At 70.3% G+C, this 24,145-nt stretch carries 22 protein-coding genes; 11 read left to right on the top strand and 11 right to left on the bottom strand.

The window, feature by feature from the left end; translation table 11 throughout:
- Positions 1-39 precede the first annotated feature (39 nt).
- The 3 genes from ACIRG5_RS04395 to ACIRG5_RS04385 all read left to right on the top strand — a co-directional run bounded on the left by ACIRG5_RS04395 (position 40) and on the right by ACIRG5_RS04385 (position 3,082).
- Positions 40-906, top strand: coding sequence for an RNA polymerase sigma-70 factor (locus ACIRG5_RS04395; RefSeq protein ID WP_402899968.1), 867 nt, complete (start codon positions 40-42; stop codon positions 904-906).
- Positions 907-985: 79 nt separating this feature from the next.
- The gene (locus tag ACIRG5_RS04390; RefSeq protein WP_402899965.1) at positions 986-1,732 is read left to right on the top strand and encodes an SDR family oxidoreductase; all 747 of its coding nucleotides are present in this window, start codon (positions 986-988) and stop codon (positions 1,730-1,732) included.
- An 84-nt stretch (positions 1,733-1,816) separates the two neighbouring features.
- A complete protein-coding gene (locus tag ACIRG5_RS04385; protein ID WP_402899963.1) occupies positions 1,817-3,082 on the top strand; it encodes a hypothetical protein in 1,266 nt (421 codons plus the stop codon).
- Between the two features lie 7 nt (positions 3,083-3,089).
- Here the strand turns inward: ACIRG5_RS04385 and ACIRG5_RS04380 are convergent, their stop codons facing one another.
- Positions 3,090-5,762, bottom strand: coding sequence for an AAA family ATPase (locus ACIRG5_RS04380; RefSeq protein WP_402899960.1), 2,673 nt, complete (start codon positions 5,760-5,762; stop codon positions 3,090-3,092).
- A 107-nt stretch (positions 5,763-5,869) separates the two neighbouring features.
- On the opposite strand from ACIRG5_RS04380, the gene ACIRG5_RS04375 reads away from it, so the two are divergent.
- The 7 genes from ACIRG5_RS04375 to ACIRG5_RS04345 all read left to right on the top strand — a co-directional run bounded on the left by ACIRG5_RS04375 (position 5,870) and on the right by ACIRG5_RS04345 (position 13,358).
- Positions 5,870-6,316 carry a VOC family protein gene (locus tag ACIRG5_RS04375; protein ID WP_402899957.1) on the top strand — a complete coding sequence of 149 codons (447 nt, stop codon included), beginning with the start codon at positions 5,870-5,872 and terminating at the stop codon, positions 6,314-6,316.
- Complete coding sequence (locus ACIRG5_RS04370; protein WP_402899954.1) at positions 6,316-7,659, top strand: dihydrolipoyl dehydrogenase family protein; 1,344 nt, start codon at positions 6,316-6,318, stop codon at positions 7,657-7,659. The genes ACIRG5_RS04375 and ACIRG5_RS04370 overlap by 1 nt, the downstream gene beginning before the upstream one ends.
- Positions 7,656-8,252 carry a VOC family protein gene (locus ACIRG5_RS04365; RefSeq protein WP_402899951.1) on the top strand — a complete coding sequence of 199 codons (597 nt, stop codon included), beginning with the start codon at positions 7,656-7,658 and terminating at the stop codon, positions 8,250-8,252. The genes ACIRG5_RS04370 and ACIRG5_RS04365 overlap by 4 nt, the downstream gene beginning before the upstream one ends.
- Positions 8,253-8,262: 10 nt before the next feature.
- Positions 8,263-10,290, top strand: coding sequence for a hypothetical protein (locus ACIRG5_RS04360; RefSeq protein WP_402899948.1), 2,028 nt, complete (start codon positions 8,263-8,265; stop codon positions 10,288-10,290).
- A 66-nt stretch (positions 10,291-10,356) separates the two neighbouring features.
- A complete protein-coding gene (locus ACIRG5_RS04355; RefSeq protein WP_402899945.1) occupies positions 10,357-11,325 on the top strand; it encodes an NAD(P)-dependent alcohol dehydrogenase in 969 nt (322 codons plus the stop codon).
- 56 nt (positions 11,326-11,381) lie between these two features.
- Positions 11,382-12,833 (top strand): carboxylesterase/lipase family protein, encoded by a 1,452-nt coding sequence (locus ACIRG5_RS04350; RefSeq protein ID WP_402899942.1) that lies wholly within the window; start codon positions 11,382-11,384, stop codon positions 12,831-12,833.
- Between the two features lie 84 nt (positions 12,834-12,917).
- A complete protein-coding gene (locus ACIRG5_RS04345) occupies positions 12,918-13,358 on the top strand; it encodes a tetratricopeptide repeat protein (RefSeq protein ID WP_402899939.1) in 441 nt (146 codons plus the stop codon).
- Here the strand turns inward: ACIRG5_RS04345 and ACIRG5_RS04340 are convergent.
- From ACIRG5_RS04340 to ACIRG5_RS04330, 3 genes are read right to left on the bottom strand one after another with little or no spacing between them, the layout of a single operon-like run.
- A complete protein-coding gene (locus tag ACIRG5_RS04340; protein ID WP_402899936.1) occupies positions 13,344-14,957 on the bottom strand; it encodes an SDR family oxidoreductase in 1,614 nt (537 codons plus the stop codon). The two genes, ACIRG5_RS04345 and ACIRG5_RS04340, sit on opposite strands and share 15 nt — an antisense overlap.
- A gap of 2 nt (positions 14,958-14,959) precedes the next feature.
- A complete protein-coding gene (locus ACIRG5_RS04335; RefSeq protein WP_402899934.1) occupies positions 14,960-15,856 on the bottom strand; it encodes a PDR/VanB family oxidoreductase in 897 nt (298 codons plus the stop codon).
- Positions 15,857-15,911: 55 nt separating this feature from the next.
- Entirely contained in the window at positions 15,912-16,769 is an 858-nt protein-coding gene (locus ACIRG5_RS04330; RefSeq protein ID WP_402899931.1) for a metal-dependent hydrolase, read from the bottom strand.
- Between the two features lie 71 nt (positions 16,770-16,840).
- Between ACIRG5_RS04330 and ACIRG5_RS04325 the strand changes: the two genes are divergently transcribed.
- Positions 16,841-17,452 carry a TetR/AcrR family transcriptional regulator gene (locus ACIRG5_RS04325; RefSeq protein ID WP_402899928.1) on the top strand — a complete coding sequence of 204 codons (612 nt, stop codon included), beginning with the start codon at positions 16,841-16,843 and terminating at the stop codon, positions 17,450-17,452.
- A gap of 15 nt (positions 17,453-17,467) precedes the next feature.
- On the opposite strand, the gene ACIRG5_RS04320 is transcribed toward ACIRG5_RS04325, so the two are convergent.
- The 7 genes from ACIRG5_RS04320 to ACIRG5_RS04290 form a co-directional block, all read right to left on the bottom strand.
- Positions 17,468-18,424, bottom strand: coding sequence for a class I SAM-dependent methyltransferase (locus ACIRG5_RS04320; protein ID WP_402899925.1), 957 nt, complete (start codon positions 18,422-18,424; stop codon positions 17,468-17,470).
- A 105-nt stretch (positions 18,425-18,529) separates the two neighbouring features.
- The gene (locus tag ACIRG5_RS04315; RefSeq protein WP_402899923.1) at positions 18,530-19,360 is read right to left on the bottom strand and encodes an SGNH/GDSL hydrolase family protein; all 831 of its coding nucleotides are present in this window, start codon (positions 19,358-19,360) and stop codon (positions 18,530-18,532) included.
- Positions 19,361-19,427: 67 nt separating this feature from the next.
- Positions 19,428-20,270 (bottom strand): SGNH/GDSL hydrolase family protein, encoded by an 843-nt coding sequence (locus ACIRG5_RS04310; RefSeq protein ID WP_402899920.1) that lies wholly within the window; start codon positions 20,268-20,270, stop codon positions 19,428-19,430.
- 63 nt (positions 20,271-20,333) lie between these two features.
- The gene (locus tag ACIRG5_RS04305; protein WP_402899917.1) at positions 20,334-22,526 is read right to left on the bottom strand and encodes a heavy metal translocating P-type ATPase; all 2,193 of its coding nucleotides are present in this window, start codon (positions 22,524-22,526) and stop codon (positions 20,334-20,336) included.
- Positions 22,516-23,355 (bottom strand): hypothetical protein, encoded by an 840-nt coding sequence (locus ACIRG5_RS04300; protein ID WP_402899915.1) that lies wholly within the window; start codon positions 23,353-23,355, stop codon positions 22,516-22,518. Before ACIRG5_RS04300 ends, ACIRG5_RS04305 begins: the two co-directional genes overlap by 11 nt.
- 3 nt (positions 23,356-23,358) lie before the next feature.
- Positions 23,359-23,565: a heavy-metal-associated domain-containing protein gene (locus tag ACIRG5_RS04295; RefSeq protein WP_402899913.1), complete on the bottom strand. Its 207-nt coding sequence runs from the start codon at positions 23,563-23,565 to the stop codon at positions 23,359-23,361.
- Between the two features lie 18 nt (positions 23,566-23,583).
- Positions 23,584-23,865, bottom strand: coding sequence for a metal-sensitive transcriptional regulator (locus ACIRG5_RS04290; protein ID WP_402899911.1), 282 nt, complete (start codon positions 23,863-23,865; stop codon positions 23,584-23,586).
- Between the last annotated feature and the right edge of the window lie 280 nt (positions 23,866-24,145).

The raw sequence follows: 24,145 nt of genomic DNA, 5'->3' as shown, positions 1-24,145 counted from the left end.
CATCGGCGCTACGGTGGCCGGTGGGAGAAGGGGTGGCGGATGACGCAGCAGCTGGACGAGGCCGAGTCGGTGTTCGCGGCGGCCCGGCCGAGGCTGTTCGGCATCGCCTACCGCATGACCGGCAGCGTGGCCGACGCCGAGGACCTCGTGCAGGAGGTGTGGGTGCGCTGGCAGCTCGCGGACCGCGCCGCCGTGCTGAATCCCGAGGCGTACCTGGCCACCGCCATCACCCGTCTCGCGATCAACGAGTCGCAGACCGCGCGGGCCCGCCGCGAGACCTACGTCGGGCCGTGGCTGCCCGAGCCCGTCGACACCTCCGCCGACCCGCAGGTCGGTGCGGAACAGGGCGCGGTGCTGGAACTCGCGGTGCTGATGCTGCTGGAGAAGCTCACTCCGACCGAACGGGCCGCGTACGTGCTGCGTGAGGCGTTCGACTACCCGTACCGGGAGATCGCCGAGATCGTGCAGACCAGCGAGGTCGCGACGCGGCAGCTGGTCAGCCGGGCGCGCAAGCACCTCGCGGACGAACGCCGCGTGCCCGTCGGACGCGCGGACCAGCGCAAGCTGCTGGAGGCGTTCGTGGCGGCAGCACAGGCCGGTGACCTCGCCGGACTCGAGAAGCTGTTCGCGCAGGACGTCGTGAGCTGGTCCGACAGCAACGGCGCGATCCGGGCGGCCGGTCGTCCGCTGGCCGGCGCGGCCTCCCTGGCGAAGATCATCTCGTGGTGGGCGCCGTCGTTCTGGGCCGGCGCCGAGGCGTCGTTCGTGGAGGCGAACGGGCTCACCGCCATCCGGCTGCGCAGGGACTCCGGCACCTACGCCGTGATCACCGTGACGGCCTCCGACGAGGGCATCGACCAGGTGTTGTGGCTGGTCAACCCCGAGAAGCTGGCCGCGTTCCAGTAGGCCTGTCACAACTTCGGGGGCTGTCCTGTCTTAGCTCGTGAACACCCGCACGCGGCGGGCTCACGAGAGGGACGGACCCATGAGGATCGTTGTCATCGGCGGCACCGGGTTGATCGGCAGCCAGGTCGTGAAGCGGCTCGGCGAGCACGGCCACGACGCCGTGCCCGCCTCCCCGAACAGCGGCGTGAACACGCTGACCGGAGAAGGCGTCGAGGAGGTGCTGCAGGGCGCCGACGTGCTGATCGACGTGTCGAACTCGCCGTCGTTCGCCGACGACGACGTCATGAACTTCTTCACCACCGCCACGACGAACCTGACCAAGGCCGCCGCCGACGCGGGAGCCGGTCACTACGTCGCGCTGTCGATCGTCGGCACGGACGAACTGCCCGAGTCCGGCTACCTGCGCGCGAAGGTGGCGCAGGAGAAGCTCATCACCGAGTCGGGCCTCACGTACTCGATCATCCGCGCCACCCAGTTCTTCGAGTTCGCGGGCGCCATCGCGAACTCGGCCGAGCAGGACGGCGCCGTGCACCTCCCGCACGGTGGCGTCCAGCCGATCGCGGCCTCGGACGTCGCCGCGGTGGTCGCCAGGACCGCCGCCACCGAGCCGGTGAACGGCGTGCTGGAGATCGGCGGGCCCGAAGAGTTCACAATGGACGGTTGGATCCGCACGGTGCTGACGCGGCGCAAGGACGAGCGCGAGGTCTTGAGCGACCCGCAGGCCAAGTACTTCGGCACGTTCCTGACCGGCAAGCAGCTCGTGCCGAACGCGGGCGCGCAACTGCAGCCGACCAGCCTGCGGCAGTGGCTGGACGCCGGGAACTGACCTGCGTTGCGGGGAGAGTGCGGCCGTTTGCCGCACTCTCCGTTCCTCCGCGGGCACCACCATCTCCAGTGGCAGCACCAGGTCGTGCGATTCAACCCGGTCGGGACGCACGCGGTGTTGAGCGTGCCGTTCGGTTACGAGTACGCGAACGGGGTGGCGATCAACGACTCGGGCACCGCCTACGGCATCGCCGCGAGCAACGACGGCCGCCAGATCCCGGTGCGCTGGAGGTCGGACGGCGTGCTCGCCGGTCTGAAGTTGCCGGAGGGGGCGTCGGTTGAACCGGGGCGGCTGGTTGACCCGATCATTCCGCTATATCGTGGCCACCGCATGGCTCACGAACTTGGGGGATTGGGAATGAGTCGAAGACTCTCCTTCGCTTTGTCCGCAGCACTTCTGGCGTCGGTCATCGCCGCGCCACAGGCTCACGCCGCCACGACGATCACCGAACTGGGCGGCCTGCCGGGCTCCACCGGCAGCGTTGCCGCGGCGATCAACGACTCGGGCGTCGCGGTCGGGACGTCCAACAGGGCTGGGTTGAACCGGCCGGTGAAGTTCGACGGCGCCGGGGTGACCGAGCTCGCCGGACCGGCCGATCGCCACACTCAGCTCGAAGCGATCAACAACAACGGTCTCGCCGCGGGCACCGCCACCGGTACCAGTCCTGACGTCGGCGGCAGGGCCCTTCGCTACAACGCGGACGGTTCGTACGCGGAGCTGTCCGTGCCGTTCGGCTTCTGGTCCGCGGCAGCGGTCGCGATCGACGACTCCGGCACGGTCTACGGCACCGCGGCGGGCCGCAACAACGATCGCGAGATCCCGGTGCGCTGGCGGCCGAACGGCGTGCTCGCCGCCTTGAAGTTGCCGGAGGGCGCCACCTGGGGCCGCGTGACGGGCGCGTCGTCGAACGGGTACGCGACCGGGGTGGTCTCCGGGCCGGGCATGAACCGCCTGGCGGTGCGGTGGAATCCCGGCGGCACCGTGACCCCGTTGCAAAGGCTGGAAGACGGCGCCGAGTCCGCGGCTCTGGCGGTGAACCGGAACGGTGACGTGGTCGGCACCGCGGAGTTCTGGAACGAGGGGTCCTTCGGCGTGCGCTGGAACCTCGACGGGTCGATGACCAAGTTCGGCCCGAACCTCACGCCGTGGAGCATCAACGACCACGGTGTGGCGGTCGGGTGGAGCACGACCCCGAACCAGAACGTCCCGTACCGCTGGAGCAACGAGGGCGAGGAGCTCGACCTCGGGTTTCCCGGCGGCACTCAGTTCGCGTACCCGCGGGACATCAACAACGCCGGCGTGATCGTCGGACATGGAGGCGCGATGGCCTGCAAGTGGACCGTCAGCTGACCATCGGCTAGAACCTCGCGTCGCGCAGCTGGCGGCGCGAGGTCACGCCCACCTTGCCGAACACCTTGCGCAGGTGCCATTCCACGGTGCGCGGGCTGATGAACAGGCGCGTGCCGATCTCCGGGTTCGAGTAGCCCTCGCGGGCCAGCCGGGCGATCTGGTACTCCTGCGCGGTCAGTTCGTCGGTGGGTTCGGCGGTGCGCTTGCGAGCCGTCTCACCGGTCGCCTGCAGTTCGCGGAAAGCCCTGTCAGCGAACGCTTTCATGCCACTGGCCGTCAGGATCTCGTGCGCGGTGCGGAGATGCTCCCGTGCCTCGACCCGCTGGCCCTCGCGGCGAAGCCACTCGCCGAACAACAGGTGGGCCCGGCCGAGTTCACCGCGCAAAGCCGTGCGCTCCAAGGAAGAGATCGACTCGGCGAACGCGGCGGTGTCGCCGTTCAACGCGCGCAGCCGGGCCTTGATGCCCGCCGACCAGTGCGTGTCGACCCATGGCTTCGAACGCTCCAGGGCCTCCGCGACCAGAGCGGTGTCGCCGGTGCGGGAGGCGGCCTCGGCCAGTTCGGACGCGATCAGGCAGCTGTACACCAGGGTGTCCGACGCGAACACGCGCAGCGCGGCGTCCCGGGCGAGGTCGTGGCGGCCCAGTCCGTTGTGGAGGATCGCGGCGGTCCAGTCGGCGATCACGGCCAGTCGTCCCTGACCCGCGGCCAGTGCCCCCGCCCGCGCCGTGGTGGCCACGTCCTCGCCGCGGTAGGCGGCCTGCAGCAGTACCGCGTAGCCGACCGGCGGGATGCCGGTGACCTCGGAGATGCGCTGGTCCTCCTCGATCAACGCCTGCGCGGCCGCCGGTTCGCCGGCGAGGAGTTCGTTGTCCGCCAGGAAGTTCAGCGCGAACTGCAGCTGCACGAGCGCACCGGCGTCCCTGGACAGCCGGACCTGCTGCTGGGCGAACGCGCGGCGCGTGTCGAAGTCCCACATCTCGCTCGCGACGATCCCGCCCGCGCGGTTGCCGAACAGCCACGGCACCCGGCTGATGTCGTCGGCGCCGACCTTCAGCGCCCGCACCTCGTCCAGCGCCCGCGTCATCTGCGGAACGGCCGCCGCGTACCCCGCCGTGATGCGGGTCGTCAGAGCGTCGAGCACCAGGTCCAACGCACAGGCCGGGGTGCGCGCCGGGGGAGCGGTGCGGGCGGCGTCGGCCAGCGGCGCACCGGCCCAGATCGCGGCCGAGAGGCCTTCCAGGTGCGTCTCGCGGGCCAGGTCGGCGTCGAACGGTGTGAGCCGGCGGGCCGCGCTGAACAGCAGCGGCGCGGCGTCGGCGACCCGGCGCTGGTCGAACGCGATGTGGCCGCGCAGGTGCTCGATCTCGGCGCTGCGGCGCTCGTCCGGTGGCCCGGCCTCGACCGCTGACAACAGCCGCAACGACGCGTCCAGCGCCCCCGCGTCACGCTTGGCCCGCGCGGCGGCGAGTTCACGGGAGGCCCGGCGGCCGGGTTCGGGGGTGAGCACGGCGGCCTGTTCGAGGAACGCGGCCGCGGCCAGCAGCCCGCCACGGGCCTGCGCGCGACCGGCCGAATGCTCCAGCGCGGCGGCGACCTCCTCGTCCGGCGCGGCGGTGCCCTGCGCCCGGTGCCACACCCGGCGGTCCGGGTCGATGGCCGGATCGGTCACGTCGGCCAGCGCCCGATGCACCCGCATCCGGTCCACAGTGGACGCCGACCGGTACACGGCGGACCGCACCAGCGGATGCCGGAACTGGACGCGGGCGCCGAACTCGATCAGCCCGGTGCCCAGCGCCGCGGCTGCCGGGTCCGCGCCCAGCCCGAGCAGACCGGCGGCCTGCCACAGCAGGGTCGCGTCCCCGAGCGGTTCGGCGGCGGCGATCAGCATCAGCAGCCGGGTGTCGGCGGGCAGCGGCGCGATCTGCCGGACGAAACCGGCCTCGATGCGGCTGGTCAGCGGCCCGCCGTCCAGTCCGTCCGCCAGTTCGGCGGTCGTCCACGCGCGCGGCAGCTCCAGCAACGCCAGCGGGTTGCCGCGGGCCTCCGCGACGATCCGGTCGCGCACCCGGCCGTCCACCGGCCCCTTGATCACCGACTCCAGCAACGAGCGGGCGTCGGCGTCGTCCAGGCCGCGCACGAACAGCTCCGGCAGTCCGTCGAGGTAGTCGTTGCCCTCGCGCAGCACGAAGACCAGCGCGATCCGTTCGGCGAGCAGCCTGCGGGCGACGAACCCGAGCACCGCCGACGACATCGAGTCGAGCCACTGCGCGTCGTCGACCAGGCACACCAGCGGCTGCTCGTCGGCGACCTCGGCGAGCAGCGTCAGCACCGCCAGCCCGACCATGAACCGCGTCGGCCGGGGTCCGGTGGCCATGCCGAACGCCGTGCCGAGCGCCTCGCGCTGCGGTGGTGGCAGCTTGTCGAGCCGGTCGAGGAACGGCACGCACAGCTGGTGCAGCCCCGCGTACGGGAACGCGCTCTCGGACTCGACGCCCGCGGCCCGCGTCACGCGGAAGCCGGCGGCGCGCGTCGACACGTGGTCGAGCAGCGCGGTCTTGCCGATCCCGGCCTCACCCCGCAGGACCAGCACCTGACCTGCGCCGGATCGCGCCCGCGTGAGCAGCCGGTCCAGCGTCTCGCCCTCAGCGCGTCTGCCCAGCAGACCTTCGTCCGACACGGGTCCGAGCGTAGTCACCAGGGATCGACCAGGGGGTTTCACGGGTTCGAACGGGCCCCTGGCGGGAGCAGTCTCATGTCATCGACAAAACGAAGGAGTTGGACCCGATGGACTACAAGTTCGAGGTCACCGTCATCCCGGTCAGCGACGTCGACCGGGCCGTGCACTTCTACCGGACGCTGGGCTGGCGCTTCGACGCGGAGTTCGCCGACGACGAGGGCTACCGCCTGGTCCAGTTCACCCCGACCGGCTCGCCCGCGTCGATCATCTTCGGCACCGGCGTCTCGAACGCGGAACCGGGCAGCGCCGAGGGCATGCACCTGATCGTGGACGACGTCGAGGCCGCCCGCGAGGACCTGATCGGCCGCGGCGTGGACGTCAGCGAGATCTTCCACGACAAGACCGGCGTCTTCCACCACGCCGGCACGGCCGGCCGCGTCGCCGGCCCGGACGCCGCCCGCACCAGCTACGGCTCGTTCGCCTCGTTCAGCGACCCGGACGGCAACGGCTGGGTGCTGCAGGAGGTCACCACGCGCCTTCCGGGACGTGTGTGATGACCTCGCACTACGACGTGATCGTCATCGGCGGCGGCTCACCCGGCGAGCACTTCGCCGCCGCCGTCGCCGAGGGCGGGCTGCGGGTGGCGCTGGTCGAGCGCGAGTTGCTCGGCGGGGAGTGCTCGTTCTACGCCTGCATCCCCTCGAAGACGTTGCTGCGTGCCGGTGAGGCCGTGGCGGCGGCCCGGCAGGTGCCAGGCGCCCGTGAAGCGGTCACCGGCGAGATCGACACGAAGGCCGTGCTCGCCTACCGCGACTTCATGGTCTCGTCGTACGACGACATGGGCGGCCAGAAGTGGGCCGAGAGCGCGGGAATCGACGTGCTGCGGGGTGAGGGCAAGATCGCCGGCCCCGGCACCGTCGCGGTGGGCGACCGGACCTACACGGCCGACCACGTCGTGATCGCCACCGGCTCGGCGGCGTTCATCCCGCCGATCCCCGGCCTGAGCGACCTGGACGTGTGGACGAACCGCGAGGCCACCGGGGTCCGGGAGATCCCGCGCCGGCTGCTGATCCTCGGTGGCGGCCCGACCGGAGTCGAGCTGGCCCAGGCGTTCACGCACCTCGGCGCCTCGGTCGCGCTGGTCGACGGCGCCGACCGGGTGCTGTCCCGCGAACCCGAAGCGGCCGGCCACGCACTGGGCGAGGCGTTGACCGCGGACGGGGTCGAGCTCCACCTGGGTGTGCGCGCCGACAAGGCCTCGTTCGAGGACGGCGAGTACGTCCTCGACCTCTCGGACGGCACGCGGTTGCGCGGCGACAAGCTCCTCGTCGCCACCGGCAGGCGCCCGCGCGTCGACGGCATCGGGCTCGACACCGTGGGCATCGAACCGGACCCGCGTGGGCTCGCCACCGACGAGCGGATGAACGTGGCGGACGGCATCTGGGCGGTCGGCGACGTCACGGGTCAGTGGAACCTGACCCACGTCGGCAAGTACCAGGGCCGGGTGGCCGCCGCGAACATCCTCGGCCAGAAAGCGAGCGTCAACTACGACGCCGTGCCACGGGTCGTGTTCACCGATCCGCAGGTAGCCGCAGTCGGTGCGGCAGAAGGAAAGTACACCGCGACCGCCCACCTGTCCGGTGTCGCGCGCACGGCCACCTACACCCGTGACTACGCCACACGGCCCGGATTCCTGACCCTCGTGTCCGACGGCGAAGTCCTCACCGGCGCACACGCCGTCGGCCCGGAAGCGGGCGAGTGGCTGCAGCAGGCCACCGTCGCGATCCGCGCGAAGGTCCCGCTGTCCGTGCTGCTCGACGTCATCCAGCCGTTCCCCACCTTTTCGGAGGCGTTCCTCAACGCTCTCCGCGATCTCGCGAAGGAAGTAGCGAAGTGAAGAACCTCGACCAGATCGACATGTTGCTCGAAGTCACCGTCATCCCCGTGAGCGATGTCGAGCGCGCCAAGGAGTTCTACTCCCGCCTCGGCTGGCGCCTGGACGCCACCCCGCCGTGGGTCGTGCAGTTCACCCCTCGCGGATCGGACGCCTCCATCCACTTCGGTGAGGGCGCGACGACCGCGGAACCCGGTTCCGGCAGGCACTTCCTGATCGTCTCGGACATCGTGGAGACGCACGAGGCCCTGCTCGCCGCCGGCGTCAAGGTCGGCCCGCTGTTCCACGGCGGACCGGACGGTCCCGTCGAGGGCGCCGACCCCGAACGCCGCAGCTACTTCACGCGCGCCGAGTTCGCCGACCCGGACGGCAACACGTGGATCCTGCAGGAGGTCACGACCCGTCTGCCCGGCCGCGTCGACGCCGACGACACGTCCTACGCGTCGATCGCCGACCTGGCCGCGGCGTTGCGCAGGGCCGCGGTGGCCCATGGTGAGCACGAGAAGCGCAACGGCGGCGAGTACGACGAGAACTGGCCCGACTGGTACGCCGAGTACATGGTCAAAGCGCAGACGGGTGAGCAGCTGCCGCAGTAGGTTCGGGCGGGTGAACGAGGAAATCGCAAGAGCGCTGCGCGGAACGCCGAGCCCCTTGGCGTTCCGCACGCTTTGTGCTGCCGTGACGAGATCTGGTGAGGATCTCCTGGAGTGGTGCGAAGAACAGCTCGCCTCCTGGCCCGATGAGACACGTCAGGCGCCGTACTCCTGGATCGCCGCACTGAACTCCGGTTTCGCCACGACGGCCTGGCCGCTCGTCCGTTCGCTCGACCTGCGCAGCGCCCGCGACGGGATGCGCGACCTGGCGCTGCCGGACCCGCGGGTCCGTCCCGAGGTGCGTGCGGTGACCGGCCTGCGGCTCGCCTGGTACGACCACGACCAGGTGGCGGCACTGGCCGAGACCGCCGATCACTGGGAACACCTGCGCTCGGTCGAGTTCGCGGGCCTGTCGGAGCTCGACGGCAAGGTGATCGACCGGTTCGCGGCGAGCGAGGCGGTCACCCGGCTCGAGTCGCTGACGACGGTGCGGGTGTCGGAAGACCTGTGGCACTTCAGGATTCCGCCCCTGCGCATCGACCGGCCGACCCGGCTGCGGCACGCCGCCCTGCTCGCGCCCGACCTGATCCACCTCCTGCGCAACGGCCTCGCACCGGACCTGAGGTCCGCGGTCGTGCTCGTGGAGAACGCCGCCGACGCACGTGATCTGGCCGAGTGCGGAGGAATCTCCGCGCTGGAACACCTGGAGATCGGGTTCCGCTGCGGCAAGGACGGCAAGCAGCCGTTGTGGGCGCAGTACTTCGGCAACGTCATCGAGGCGGACGACGTCGCGTGCGAGGAGTTCTTCTCTCGTGCGATGTTCACGAACCTGCGCGGTCTCACGGTGCACGGCACCAGAATGGGCATGGGCCGCGAAGGGCTCGGCGCGCGAGGCTTGGCTGCGATCATGGCCGGCGGCGTGCTCGGACAGCTGACCGAACTGACCCTCGCGGCGTTGCCCGTCGGCGACGACACGATCGCGGGCGTGCTGGACGTCGTCGACGCCACGATCATCGAGAAGATGGTGCTGACCAACCTCGTCGCGACCGATCGCATCGGCGGCGCGTTCGCCGCGGAGTACCCGCGGTTGCGGCACCTCGACCTCGGTGGGAACCACCTCGGCCCGGATGGCGTGCGGACGCTGTTCGCCGCACACCTGCCCGTGCTCGAACACCTCGACCTGAGCGGCGGCACGGGTGGATCACCGCACTACGGCCGGTCGGACGTGCAGCCGATCGGGGACGTGGGCGCACGAGTCGTCGCGGAGTCGAAGCGCCTGAAGTCGTTGAACCTCTCCGCGACCGGACTGACCGCCGCCGGGTTGGCCGCGGTGCTGGATCTGCCGCTGGAGTCGTTGACCGTGTCGGCAAACCCGTTGGGCGCCTTGCCTTCCGTGCCGGACGCATTCGCATGGCGCACCCTGCGGACGGTGAACCTGGACGACTGCGCTCTCGGCGACCTGACGTCGTTGCCGCCGGAAGCCCCGCTGCTGGAGAGCATCTCGTTCTCGCACAACAACATCGACTCCGACGGCGCCCGCGTGCTCGCCGGGTGGCCGGTGCTGCCGCAGCTGTGGAAACTGGGCCTGCACGACAACGTGATCGGCGACGACGGCCTGACCGACCTGGCCCGTTCCCGTGCGGCGCAACGGTTGCTGGAACTCGACCTGGAACAGGACGTCTGGACCGCGCACCACCGCCGCGACAGCGCGCCGTTGCCGGCCGAGGTCGTGGCGCGGGAGTCGTTCCCGAACCTGGACGCGCTGTACCTCGGGGTGATCGACGCCTACCACGGTGCCCGCTACTCGTGCGGGTTTCCCGCTGAGCGGCACGAAGAACTGATCAGGACCGGCCGAGCCGAACTCGCCGCGTTCCTCACGCACGTCAAACCCTTCGAGTACCTCCCGGACGAGGACCAGGATCCGGATCCGCCCACGGAGGACTTCCGCGCCGAACGCATGGCCAAGTACGCGAAGGACATCGCCGACGCCGAGGAGTTCGCCCGCAAGATGACGTCGGACGACATCGGGTGGCCGCCCTAGGGGTCGTCCCTGATGTGCGGGGACGTCGCCGCCGCTTACCTTCCTTCGCAAGGCAGGGAGGCCGCGATGAAGGCGATCGTGCAGGACAGATACGGGTCCGCGGACGTGTTGGAGCTGCAGGAGGTCGAACGGCCCGTGCCCGCGGCCGGCGAGGTGCTGGTGCGGGTGCGGGCGTCGTCGGTGAACGCCGCCGACTGGCACATCATGCGCGGTGACCCGTACTTCGCCCGGCTGTTCCTCGGGTTCAAGGGCCCGAAGACGCGGATCAGGGGGATGGACTTCGCGGGCGTGGTCGAGGAGGTCGGTCCTGGGGTGGGCGGCATGGTGCAGGTCGGGGACGAGGTGTTCGGCGAGGTCGAGGGGTCTTTCGCCGAGTACGTCCGGGTGCCCGCGAACCTGGTGGAGCACAAGCCGTCCAACCTCAGCTTCGAGCAGACGGCGACGCTGCCGCTGGCGGGCAACACCGCGTGGATGGGGTTGCGCGATCTGCGGGCGGGGCAGAAGGTGCTGATCAACGGCGCGTCCGGCGGGGTCGGGCTGATGGCGGTGCAGATCGCCAAGGCACGCAAGGCGACGGTGACCGCAGTGTGCAGCACGCGCAACGTCGAGCAGGTGCGTTCGGTCGGGGCCGACCACGTCATCGACTACAGGACCACGGACTTCACCCGCACCGGGCAGCACTACGACGTCGTCTTCGACCTGGTGGGGAACAGGTCGATGGGGGAGTTGCGGGCGTTGCTCACCCCGGACGGCACGCTGGTGCTGTCCGGTGGTGGCAGCTTCAGCGGAGGGGCGTTGTTCGGCCCGTACCGGCTGATCATCCAGGGCAGGCTGCTCGCGTCGTTCTCGCGGCAGCGGCTCGTGGTGCTGGAGGCCAAGCCCAGCAAGGAGAACCTGGCCGCGTTGCGGGAACTGGCCGAGTCGGGGCAGCTGGTGCCGGTGATCGAGCGGACCTACCCGCTGACCGACGCGCCGGACGCGATCCGGCACGTCGAGTCGGAGCACGCGCGGGCGAAGGTCGTCGTCACGGCCTGAACCGCTCAGCGGTAAATGCCTGGCTATTTCGGGAGCGGTGCGCCGACGATTCGGCCATGGTCGAGGTTCGAGTCAGCGGTGGAACGGTTCGGGGCGCTTCCGAGGCGGGAATGGCGGTGTTCCGCGGCATCCCGTTCGCCGCGCCACCGGTCGGTGCGGCGCGGTTCGCCGCACCGCAGCCTGTGGTGGCGTGGGACGGCGTGCGGGAGGCACTGGCGTTCGGGCCGCCGCCACCGCAGGCCGGGGTGTTCGGCAGGGACGGTGCCGGGGTCGCCGGCGACGACTGGCTGACCGTGAACGTCTGGTCGCCCGACCTGGCAGGGGACCTGCCGGTGATGGTGTGGATCCAGGGTGGCGCCTACATGATCGGCATGTCCGGGCTGCCCGAGTACGACGGCACGCGGCTGGCGTCGGACGGTGTCGTCGTGGTGACGTTCAACTACCGCGTCGGCATCGAGGGTTTCGCGCTCATCGAGGGGGCTCCGGCGAACCGCGGTCTGCTGGATCAGGTCGCGGCGCTGGAGTGGGTGAGCGCGAACATCCGCGCGTTCGGCGGTGATCCGGCCCGCGTGACGATCTTCGGCGAGTCGGCGGGCGGGGGTTCGGTGGCGGCGTTGCTCGCCATGCCGCGAGCCAAGGGCCTGTTCCACCGCGCGATCGCGAGCAGCGTGCCGGTGGCGTTCTTCGCGCCGGATCTGGCCGCGGACATCGCCGTCGCGTGCGCCGCCGAACTCGGGTTGCGCCCCACCGTGGCCGATCTGTCCACTGTGGAGCCGGAGCTGCTGACGGTCGCGGGCGACGAGGTCATGGCCAAGATCGGCCAGTTCGCCCGGTGGGGGCAGGCCGCGCACAAGAAGATCCCGTTCGCGGCCGTGGTGGACGGCGAGGTCCTGCCGATGACGCCGTGGGAGGCGTTGGAGGCGGGTGCGGGGCGCGATGTCGAGCTGATCGCCGGGCACACGCGGGACGAGCAACGACTGCTCACCGCGTTGGAAGGAATGCTCGGCCAGGTGACCGCGGAACAGGCCGCGTGGGCGTTGGAGGTGTTCGCGCCCGGCCTGACGTATCCGGATCTGCCGCCGGAGGAGCTGTTCGAGGTGGTGTGCTCGGACTGGGTGTTCCGCATGCCGTCGCTGCACCTCGCGGAGGCCCAGGTCGCGGGTGGCGGTCGCGCGCACGTCTTCGAGGTGACGTGGGCGCCGGCCGACCGGTTCGGGGCGTGCCACGGGCTGGACGTGCCGCTGGTGTTCGGCAACCTCGGCGTCGGGGGGACCGCCGCGATCCTGGGCGACGTCACGGCGGAGACCGAGGAGGTGTCGGCGCGGATGCGGACGGCGTGGAGCGGGTTCGCGATCCACGGCGATCCCTGGCCGGCCTACGACACAACGAACCGGCTCACGCGAGTGTTCGGAGTGGAGGACGAGGTGACCGCCTACCCGGAAGAGGTCTCGCGGATGATCTGGCGGAACCACGCTTTCCGCGCGCTTTCGCTCGATCCGCAACAGTGATCCCGCGGTGCGCGTCGGCCGGTCCTGGGCCGGTGGGGAATACCTGCTCCCGGAAGGCGTTGTACGCGCCGGAAGGGAGGATCGATGAACAACGAGTTCTCGGTGCACGACAGCACCGGCTTCAACAGCTACCAGCCCAACGGTGAGGTGGCCGCAGATCGCTGGGCGACCGTGAGGCACCTGTTCGACGCCGATTACGTCGAGACTCCCGCTGACAAGTGGGAGCGCGCGCAGCTGCTGTTCGAGTCCCGCGACTACATCAAGGCCGCGCAGCTGCTGGCGGAGGTCGTCGGCGAGGTGCCGTTCCAGACGGACCTGCACCTGCTGCTCTCCCGCGCCTACTACCACTCGGCACAGCTCGGCAAGGCCGAGGCACAGCTCCGCGTGATCGTGGACCGCGACCCGGTCGAGCACTACGCCCACCTGCTCCTCGGACGCACCCTGGAGCGGCAGGGCCGGCCTGAGGAGGCCGCGCCCTGGCTCCGGCTCGCCGCCGCGTTCGGTGGCGAACTAGCCGACGTCTAGCTTGGCGAACGTGCGCAACAGGCCCGGTGCGACCCGGCTGGCGAGCCGGGCCGCCCTGGCCTCGGCCGTCACCGGCACGACGGGCTTGTTGCGCCGCACGGCACGCACGATCTGGGTGGCCACGCCCTCCGGACCGAAGCCGCGCCGGGCGTAGATCCGGGACGCACGGTCCTGCTTGCGGCGTTCCTCCTCGGAGCTGACGCCGGAGAACGTCGTGGTCGCGGTGATGTTCGTGTTCACGACCCCAGGGCAGATGGCGCTGACGCCGATGGCGTGCGGCGCCAGCTCGGCCCGCAGGCAGTCCGAGAGCATGAACACCGCCGCCTTGCTGGTGGCGTACGCGGAGAGGATCTTCGACGGCAGATAGGCCGCCGCCGAGGACAGGTTCACGATGTGGCCGCCCTCACCGCGTTCCACCATCAGCTCACCGAACACCCGGCAGCCGTGCACGACACCCCACAGGTTGACGTCCAGCACCCGTTGCCACTGCTCGGTCGAGGTCGACAGGAACGACCCGGAGTGGCCGATGCCGGCGTTGTTCACGACCACATCGGGCACGCCGTGCTCGTCCGCGACCTGCCGCGCCCAGGCCCGTACCGCCTGCTCGGAGCGCACGTCGACCTCGTAGGCGTGGCCGTCGATCATGCCGGCGGTCTCCTCGGCGGCGGTGAAGTCCACATCGGACACCACGACCTTCGCGCCGGTCCTGGCGAACGCCACCGCCGTCGCCCTGCCGATGCCGCTGCCACCGCCCGTGATCACGACGAGCTCGCGCGGGGGAGTGGAGTCGGTGACGAACTCGCTGATCATCCGGGCGAGCGGTGCCGGGTGGCTCAGGGGCGCCCAGTGTCCTGCGGCGATCTTCCGGCGCGTCAGCGACGGCACCCAGCGTTCGAGGTCCAGTGGTTCGGTGCGGATGTACCGGTCACGAGTCGGCTGGATCACCTGTACCGGCATGGAAGCGAGACGTTGCCGCGGCGCGCGCATGACCTGCCGGATGTTGGCCCGGTACAACGAGATCCCGCGCACCGCGTCCGAGGTGATCGTGCGCGCGGGCTTGACCTTCACGCCCTCCAGCCGTTGCAGCACGCCGCCCCAGCGCGGTCCGAGGTACAGCCGCCAGAACAACGGCGCGAGCACCGGCAACTGGAACGCGCCGATGTACCAGGACCGCAGGAACTGCCTGATGTGAGCGATCGACAGGCCCTTCCGCGACCAGTGCCCCATGTGGTCGAGGCACGGCCCGGAGATCGAGGTGAACGTGGCGATCCGCGCGCCGGGCGTGGTCACGGCCTCCCAGGACTGGATCGAGCCCCAGTCGTGGCCGACGAGGTGGACCGGTTCGTCGGGGCTGACCGCGTCGATCACCGCGAACAGGTCGGCGGCCAGCCGCTCGAGCCGGTAACCGTCCTCAGTGGACGGCGGCGTCGACTCGCCGGCACCCCGCACGTCGTAGGTCACGACGCGGAAGTCCTTCTCCAGCAACACGGCCACGCGGTCCCAGACCTCGTGCGTGTCCGGATACCCGTGCACCAGGACCACGGTCGGGCCGGACGTGCCGCGCACCTGCACGGCGAGTTCGACTTCCCCGGAACGCACCTTCACAGTTCCTCCAAGATCAGCCGGTCACCGGATGGCCTGTCCACGCAGATCCGCACACCGCCGACGTCGCACGTGCCGCAGAACCCCTGCCGGCACGAGTAGGCGACCGACGGCCGGAAGTCCCTGATCACGTCCAGCGCCGAACGGTCGGCCGGCACGTCGAGGGACACCCCGCTGCGGCCCAGTTCGACCGTGAACGGCCGTCCGTCGACGACCGGCGGCGGGCTGAAGCGTTCGAAGTGCAGCCAGCGCGACGAGAACTCGGCCCGCACCTGTTCGAGCATCGACGCCGGCCCGCAGCAGTACACCGCGCCACGAGGAGATGCGTCGCCGAGCAGCGCCTCGCCCCGGCCGATCCGCACGTCGACGCGGCCGACGGGCAACTCGTCCAGGAACGGCATCGCCGCCATCGACCGCCCGCAGTACACGAGCCGCCAGTCGAGACCTGCCCGTGCGGCCGCGTGCACCATCGGCAGGATCGCGGTGATCCCGATGCCGCCCGCCACGAACACGACGGGCCCGAGCCCGGCGAACGGGAAGGCGTTGCGCGGCCCGCGCACCTGGATCCGGTCGCCCACCCGCAGAGCCTGCACCTCGCGCGAACCGGCGCCGACCTCGCGCACCGCGATTCGGTAGGTGCTCTCGCCGGGATCGCCGCACAGCGAGTACTGGCGGCGCAGTCCGGACGGCAGGTGCAGGTCGAGGTGGCACCCCGGCTGCCAGGCGGGCAGCGCGGTCCCTCCGAACCGGAGGCTCACCACCCCGTCCGCTACCTGTGAGCGTTCGACAACGTTGAGCCACAACGCATCCCGTGCGATGCCGGGCCGGGCCCGGCCACCGAACCGGGTGACCGCGGCGTCGTAAAGGGTGCCGAACCGAGTGAGACCGTTCAGCATCGAACCGCCTCTCCGCGCGGCGTGGAGTGGGCGGCGCCGGTCGAGTCGCGGCGCATCAGTGCGCCTCACGGGCGGCAGGGGAGGAGGCGAGGTACGCGATCGCCTGCGTCGTCGAGCCTTCCTGCTTCGGGTGGTAGGCGGGGTGGAAGTACCGCAGGAACGCCCGGAAGATCTCCGACAGCTTCGGCAGCAACCCGCGCCGCCCGGCCCGCATGGACTCGCGCCAGGTCAGCCGCACCCTCGTGGTCTTGTCCGCGCGCACCATGAACCGCGCCCCGCGCACCCACAGCCAGAACAGCACCGGCGCGACGAGCAACATCGTGCGCGCACGCCGCACATATCGGCGGTCGAGGTGACACATCAGGTCGTACGCGACGCTGCGGTGCTCGACCTCCTCGGCCGCGTGCCAGCGCAACAGGTCCAGCATCACCGGGTGGATGCCGGCCTTGTCGAGCGCGTCGGCGTTCAGCATCCAGTCGCCCAGGTAGGCGGTGAAGTGTTCGACGGCGGCGACGATCGCGACCCGTTCGAGCAGCTGGTCCCGCGCCCGCTCCTCGCTCAGTCCCGGTGTGGGCGCGAGGATCCGCTGGAACACGTGCTCCATCTGCCGCGTGAACGGCCGGGGATCCAGCCCGTTGGCCAGCAGGTGGTCGAGGACCTCGCTGTGCGCCTCGGCGTGCATGGCCTCCTGCCCGATGAACCCGAGCACGTCCTCGCGCAACGTGTCGTCGGTGATCAGCGGCACCGCCTGCTGGAACGTCCGCACGAACCACCGCTCGCCCTCGGGCAGCAACAGGTGCAGGACGTTCATGACGTGCGTGGTCACCGGCTCGTCCGGGACCCAGTGCATCGGCAGCGTCGACCAGTCGAACTGCACGTCACGCGGCTGCAGAACGAGGTTGTCCGGCTCCATCGCAGTACCTCCGCCAATTACTACGCCAGCGTAGCTTTGTGAAAGCTACGCCACCGTAGCAATATGGTCCCGTGAGCACAACGCGTCGCAAGTACGCCCGCCGCCTGCCGCCCGAGCAGCGCCGCGAGCAGCTGCTGGACGCCGCGCTGAGCCTCATCCCGGCGGGCTTCGACACCGTGACGATGGAGTCGGTCGCCAAAGAAGCCCAGGTCACCAAGCCCGTGCTGTACGACCTGTTCGCGAACAGGGGCGAACTCATCAGCGCCCTGCTCGACCGCGAGGCGGGCCGCGCGACCGAACAGGTCATCGCCGCCCTGCCCACCGACTTCGCCACGCGCTCACCGGACGACGCCTTCGCCGACGCCGTCCGAGCCTTCGTGAACGCGGTCGTGGAGGCCCCCGACCGCTGGCGCCTCGTGCTCCTCCCGCCCGAGGGCACTCCCCACGAGTTCCGCGCTCAGGTGGAGCTGGTGCGAGCGGGCGTGCTGGCCCAGATCGAGGACCTGGCCGCGCTGGGCCTCAAGGAACTGGGCCGCCTGGACGACCTGGACTCGGCCCTGCTCGGCCACGCGATGCTCGCCCTGGCCGAGATGTCGGGCCGCCTGGTGCTCACCGACCCGGAGAAGTTCACGCCGGACCGGCTTGCGGCCTTCGTGACCCGGATCGCGCACGGTCTGCGCTGAGCTGCGGCCGGGCCGTCAGCCCCGCCTCGTGCGGACGTGCGTGAGCAGCGCCAGTCCGGTCGGGTCGTGACCGACCGACACGTCGTAGCCCGGCAGCAACGCGCGCACGGCGGGCTCGTCGCGTTCGATCACCGACCAGTCCATCAGGTACTCCAGCGACCACCGGAACGGGTTCCCGGAGGTGATGCTGGAGAAGTAGAACGTGCCACCGGGACGGCAGAGCCTGGTCAGCACGGCCTCGGTCAGCCGGACGGCCGCGCGGTCGTTGAGGTAGTCGTACAGGCCGTTGACGAGCACGAGGTCGAACGGGCCGAGCTCGGCGAGTTTCGGGAGCGCGCGGAACACGTTGCCGGAGACCGAGGTCGTGACGTCGTTGAGCGGCCCGAGTCGCTTCTCGGCCAGTTCCAGCGCGTCCGGGTCGACGTCGGTGAGCACGAACCTGTCGCCGGGCCGCACGATGCCGGGCGGGATGAGCCTCAGGTCGGGCGCGGCACCGGAGGCGATCACCAGGATCGAACGAGGGCCGTTGCGCGGTGCGGTGAGGGTGTCGCTGATCAGCCGGGCCTGGTGCATCACCCGGTTGCGCTGCTGCTGGGTGATCGCCGAGTTCTGCAGGTTCGTCTCGACGTGCCAGCCGAGCGTGCCCGGCGCGGCCTCGTTGGCCTGTGCCATCACGTGCTCCACCAGCTTGAAGTCGCTGGGGTAGCCGCGTGCCCACTCGTTCTCGTCGCGCATGAAGGGTGAGCGTGAACACGCCGACCGCGCGGGCTGGACGATGGCGGCGATGTCCTCGTCCGGGATGCCCGCGGCCACGCCGGCGCCGATCTGCGCGCCGAGCGTGCGCAACCGGCCTCCGACCAGCATGTGCGTCGACGGGTCGGTGAGGTTGAACTCCCTCTCACTGCGCAGGAAACCGTCAACGGCGTCGCTGAGCCGGTGCAGGACGTCTGTGGTGTGCGGGAGCACGGTCATCGAACACTTCCTCGGTGCGGCAACGGTTCGAGAGCTTGTCAGGCGCGGACGCTGATCAACAGAGTCTTTCGGGTAATACGCGGCCGGTGGTGCTCCGGTTCGCGTTCAGCGGCCCGCGGCGGTGATGGCGTCCGCGATCGCCTGATGGCCTGCCGGCGTCGGGTGCACGTCCGTGTCCTCGCAGATGTAGGTGAGCGTGCACACCTCGGCGACCGAGACCGGGATCTGGCCGTACTTCGGGTCCTCGGTCAGCTCGGTCAGCGCCCCGTAGCCGCCGGTCGTGCCGGTGACGTCGATGAACTTCGCGCCGAACTTCGCGTACTCCGCCGCGATCTCGCTGTTGAAGTCCTCGTACAACGTGACCGACGTGCGCGCGAGGTCCTCGCCGTTCGGGAGCGCGGGGTTCACCCACGCGCCGAGGAACACGTCCGGGTAGCCCAGACCGACGATCCGCACGTCCGGCGCCACGTCGCGGAACCTGGTCAGCGCGGTGGCGATGTTGATCCTGGTGTCGGTGATCGCCGAGGTCGCGCACTCGGCCGGGTCCTGGGCCACCGCGCACGGTTCCAGCAGGTCGTTGCTGCCGATCACCATCGTGACCAGGTCGACCTGGCCGGTGCGCAGCGTGTCGACGGTGACGTCGACCTGGGTCCGGTCGCCTGCCTCCGGGTCGCACGCCTGCGAGGAGAGCAGGTCGGCGGAGGTGGCGCCGTTGCAGGCGACGCTGACCAGCCCGAGACCGGACTGCCTGGCGACGATCTGGGCGAAGCTCTCGCCGGTGCCGTTCGGCCCGAGCCCGGTGGCGTAGGAGTCGCCGAGCGACACGTACAGCCGTTGCCCGGCCGGAAAGGTGCTGGTCGCGGAAGGTGCGCTCGTGGAACACGAGGCCACCAGCAGCGTCAACGCAGAGGTCAGGACCAGCGAGAACCTCTGCACACCTGCTCCTCGTCCCTGTGCGAACCGACGTGCCGAGGGTACGAGATCTTCCGTGAGGCCGTCGTGATCAACGACCCGCGGTGGTGACGGCCTCCGCGATCGCCTGATGACCGGCGGGCGTCGGGTGCACGTCGGTGCGGTCGCAGAAGTAGGTGAGCGCGCACACCTTGGCCACGGAGGCGGGGATCTGGCCGTACTTCGGGTCCTGGGTCAGCTCGGTCAGCGCGCCGTAGCCGCCGGTGGAGTTCGTGACGTCCGCGAACTCGGCGCCGAACCTGCCGTACTGGGCCGCGATCTTGGTGTTGAAGTCCTGGAACATCGTGACCGACAACCGGGCGAGGTTCTTGCCGTTGGGGAACGACGGGTTCACCCACGCGCCGAGGAACACGTCCGGGTAGGTCAGTCCGACGATCTTCACGTCCGGCGCGGCCTCGCGCAGCTCGGTGAGCGTGCCGGCGACGTTGGTCTGGATGTCGGCGACCGTCCTGGTCGCGCACTCCAGCGGTTCCTGCGACAGCGCGCACGGCGCCAGGTCGTTGCCACCGATCACCACCGTGACCAGGCCCGCCTTCTTGCCGCGCAACGCCTCCACCGCGGCGTCGAGCTGGGTCCTGCCACCGGCGTCGGCCCCGCAGGCGGGCTTCGAGGCGAGATCGGCCGACGTGGCGCCGTTGCAGGCCAGGTTGATCAGCTTGAGGCCGGACTGCTTCGCGACGATCTGGGCGAAGCTCTCGCTCGTGCCGCTCGGCCCGAAGCCGGTCGCGTAGGAGTCGCCGATCGACACGTAGACCTGCTCGGCCGGTGGTGGGGCGCTGCTGCTGGACGCGGGCGCGGGAGTGGTCGCGGGCGGCGTCGAGGTGCACGCCGTCAGCGTTACGAGCAACGCCGCGACCAGGGCGAACCTCGGCACACCTGACTCCTGTTCTTCGGAGGCTGATGTACCGAGGCTACGGAACCGCCCGTGTGGGTCCTGTCAGCGGAAGCCGCGCAACCGCAGGCTGTTGCTCACCACGAACACCGACGAGAACGCCATCGCCGCACCCGCGATCATCGGGTTGAGCAGGCCCAGCGCCGCCAACGGCAGCGCGGCGACGTTGTACGCGAACGCCCAGAACAGGTTGCCCTTGATCGTTGTGAGCGTGCGCCGTGCCAGCCTGATCGCGTCCACGGCGGCCCGCAGGTCGCCGCGCACCAGCGTGAGATCGCTGGCCTCGATCGCGACGTCCGTGCCGGTGCCCATCGCGAGGCCCAGGTCGGCCTGGGCGAGCGCGGCGGCGTCGTTCACGCCGTCGCCGACCATCGCCACGACGCGCCCCTCGCCCTGCAGGCGCTTCACGACGTCGGCCTTGTCGGCCGGCAGCACCTCCGCGATGACCTCGTCGATGCCGACCTCGGCGGCCACGGCTTCCGCCGCCGCCCTGTTGTCGCCGGTCAGCAGCACCGGACGCAGCCCGAGCCTGCGGAGGCCCTCGACGGCCTCCTTCGACGTGGGCTTCACCGTGTCCGCGACCACCAGCACGCCGCGGGCCTTGCCGTCCCACGCGACCAGGACCGCCGTGCGCCCCTGCCGTTCAGCGGCTTCCTTGGCCTCGGTCAGGCGTGCGTCGAGCTTGACGCTCCAGTCGTTCAGCAGGCGTTCCCGGCCGACGAGAACCGCGTGAGCGTTCACCACCCCTTGCACGCCAAGGCCTTCGACGTTCTGGAAGTCCTCGACGGGCGGCACGTCTCCCGCTGCCTGGGCGACGGCCCTGGCGATCGGGTGTTCGGACGCGTTCTCCAGCGCCCCGGCGAGCTTCAGGACCTCGTCCTCGTCCTCGCCTTCCGCGGTGTGAACGCTCACCAGGCTCATCTGCCCGGTCGTCACGGTGCCGGTCTTGTCGAGCACCACGGTGTCGACCCGGCGGGTGGACTCCAGCACCTCCGGCCCCTTGATCAGGATGCCGAGCTGGGCTCCCCGCCCGGTGCCGACGAGCAACGCGGTCGGCGTGGCCAGGCCCAGTGCGCACGGGCAGGCGATGATCAGCACCGTCACCGCCGCCGTGAACGCCGCCCCCGCACCGCCACCCGTGCCGAGCCAGAAGCCCAGCGTGCCCACGGCGAGTGCGATCACGATCGGCACGAACACGGCGGAGATCCGGTCCGCGAGGCGCTGCACCTCGGCCTTGCCGTTCTGCGCCTCCTCGACCAGCCTCGCCATCTGTGCGAGCTGCGTGTCCGACCCGATCCGCGTTGCCCGCACGACGAGCCGCCCGCCCGCGTTGACCGTCGCGCCCGCCACCGCGTCGCCGGGCCGCACCTCGACCGGCACCGACTCGCCGGTGAGCATGCTCGCGTCGACCGCGGAGCTGCCTTCCTCGACGACGCCGTCGGTGGCGATCTTCTCGCCAGGCCGGACGACGAACCGGTCGCCGACCTCGAGTTCGCTGGTCGGGATGCGGACTTCGCGTTCGTTCCTGATGATCGCGACGTCCTTGGCGCCGAGTTCGAGCAACGCCGTCAACGCCGCGCCCGCGCGCCGCTTGGACCGCGCCTCGAAGTACCGCCCGGCCAGGATGAACGTCGTGACGCCCGCCGCGACCTCGAGGTAGATGTTGCCGGTCCCGGCCATCCGTTCGATGGTGAACGTGAACCCGTGCGTCATGCCGGGAGTGCCCGCGGTGCCCAGGAACAGCGCGTAGAGCGACCACAGGAACGCCGAGCCCACGCCGATCGAGATCAGCGTGTCCATCGTGGCGGCGCCGTGCTTGAGGTTCGTCCACGCCGCCTTGTGGAACGGCCACGCGGCGTAGGTGACGACCGGTCCGGCGAGAGCCAGCGACAACCACTGCCAGTACGTGAACTGCAGCGCCGGGACCATCGCCAGCGCGATCACCGGAATCGACAGCAAGGCGGACGTGATCAGCCGTTGCCGCAGCGTCTTCGTCGGGTCGTCCTCGGACTTTTGAGTCGGCGCGGCTGGGAGTTCGGCGGTGTAGCCGGTGTCCTCGACGACCTTCACCAGGTCGGCGGGCGTGAGGTCGCCCGCGTAGCTGACACGCGCCTTCTCGGTCGCGTAGTTGACCGATGCCTCGACGCCGTCCAGCTTGTTGAGCTTGCGCTCGATCCGCGCCGCGCAGGAAGCGCAGGTCATGCCGCCGATCGAGAGTTCGATGGTGTCAGTGGCCATGACCGCCCTCCCCGTGGGTGGTGAGCGTGAACTCCGCCGTGCGGACCACGTCGTCGTGCTGGAAGTCCAGGAACAGCCGGTACTTTCCGGCTGTCGGCACCTCGACCGCGAACTTCACCTGGTCGCCTTGTTCGGGGTGCACGTGCAGGTAGGCCAGATCGGATGCCCGCAGCGCGACCAGGTGGCCCTTGGCGCCCAGGTAGTTCTGGAGGTCTGTCACCTTCGTGCCGTTCTTGGTGATCTCCATGGTGACGGTCGACGCCTTGCCCGCGTTGAGTTCTCCGGTCAGGGACACCTCGTAGCCGTCCACGGTGAACGTGCTGCTGTTGATGTGGTTCTGGGGGCGGTAGTCGCCCGCTACCTGGATGTCCGCGCCCAGTGTGGTCTTGGGGCCGTCCTCCGGCTTGAAGTCGGCGAACACCCGGTAGCTGCCTGCCTGCGTGAGGGTCAGAGGTATCGACCACGTGCCGTCCGGGGCCATGTCCGGGTGGACGTGCTGGAAGTTCGAGCCGTCGCGGCGGACGATGATCAGGTGCAGGCGTTTTTCGTGTTCTACGGCGAACTTCGTGATCGGGAGCCCGTCCGGGCCTTCGATCTGGAAGGCCAGCGACCTGTTCTCGTCCAGTCGTAACGTGTAGCCGTTGTCCGACACGGACAGTCCAGGTGGGAGCTTGGACTGCGTCTCGTCGTGGGTGCCGCCGTGCGAGGCTTCTTCAGCGTGCGCCGGCGGTGTTTCGGGTGGGCCGGTCGCCGCGCCCGCTGCCCAGGTTCCGCCGAAGATCACGGCTAGTGCGGTGCCGTAGAGAGCGACCTTGTATCCGGTCTTCATCGGTCAGCCCGCCAGTTCGTAGCCGGCCTCGGCGACGGCGGTGCGCACGTCGTCCAGGGAGACCGGGGTGGTGCTGGTGATCGTGACCTTGCCGGTGGGCAGGTCGACTGCCACGTTCTGCACGCCGTCGATCCTGGTGAGTTCCTCGGTCACACTGCTCGCGCAGTGGCCGCAGGTCATGCCGGTGACGGTGTGGACTGACTCGCTCATGGGTCTTCTCCTCGCGGTTCAGGAGCGGACCAGGCGGGCGATGGCGTCACTGGCTTCCGCGATCTTCGCGTCCGCCGTGGTGCCGCCCTCGGTGATGGCCTGGCTCACGCAGTGCTTGAGGTGCTCGTCGAGCAGCCCCAGTGAGACCGCCTGCAACGCCTTGGTGGCCGCGGAGATCTGGGTGAGCACGTCGATGCAGTACTCGTCGGTTTCGATCATCCGCTGCAAGCCGCGGACCTGGCCCTCGATTCGGCGGAGGCGGCGCAGGTGGGAGGCCTTCGTGTTGGCGTAGCCGGGCATGTCTCGCTCCTTCTCCGGCCACCGCGCGGCCGGATGGTCATGCCGGGGGAGCGGTGGGCTCTGCCGCCATTTATACCCTAGGGGGGTATGGGTATGTCAAAGGATGCCGCTCGCGCTCCCTGGCTTGCGGGCGGCCAGCTTGCGTTGGCGGTGGGGTGAGGGCGGCTCGGCTTCGGCTTCGCGGGTGGCCTGTGGCGACGTCCTGCATCACGGCCGACGCGGCCGAGCACTTCGGATTGCCCCGAGAGCGAACAGTGATCATGAGGGCGCACATCGATGT

Source organism: Lentzea sp. NPDC102401, from assembly GCF_044765805.1.
GTDB classification, from domain to species: domain Bacteria; phylum Actinomycetota; class Actinomycetes; order Mycobacteriales; family Pseudonocardiaceae; genus Lentzea; species Lentzea sokolovensis.
The sequence above is the reverse complement of the archived record's forward strand: the minus strand, read 5'-3'. Positions and strand labels throughout refer to the sequence as shown.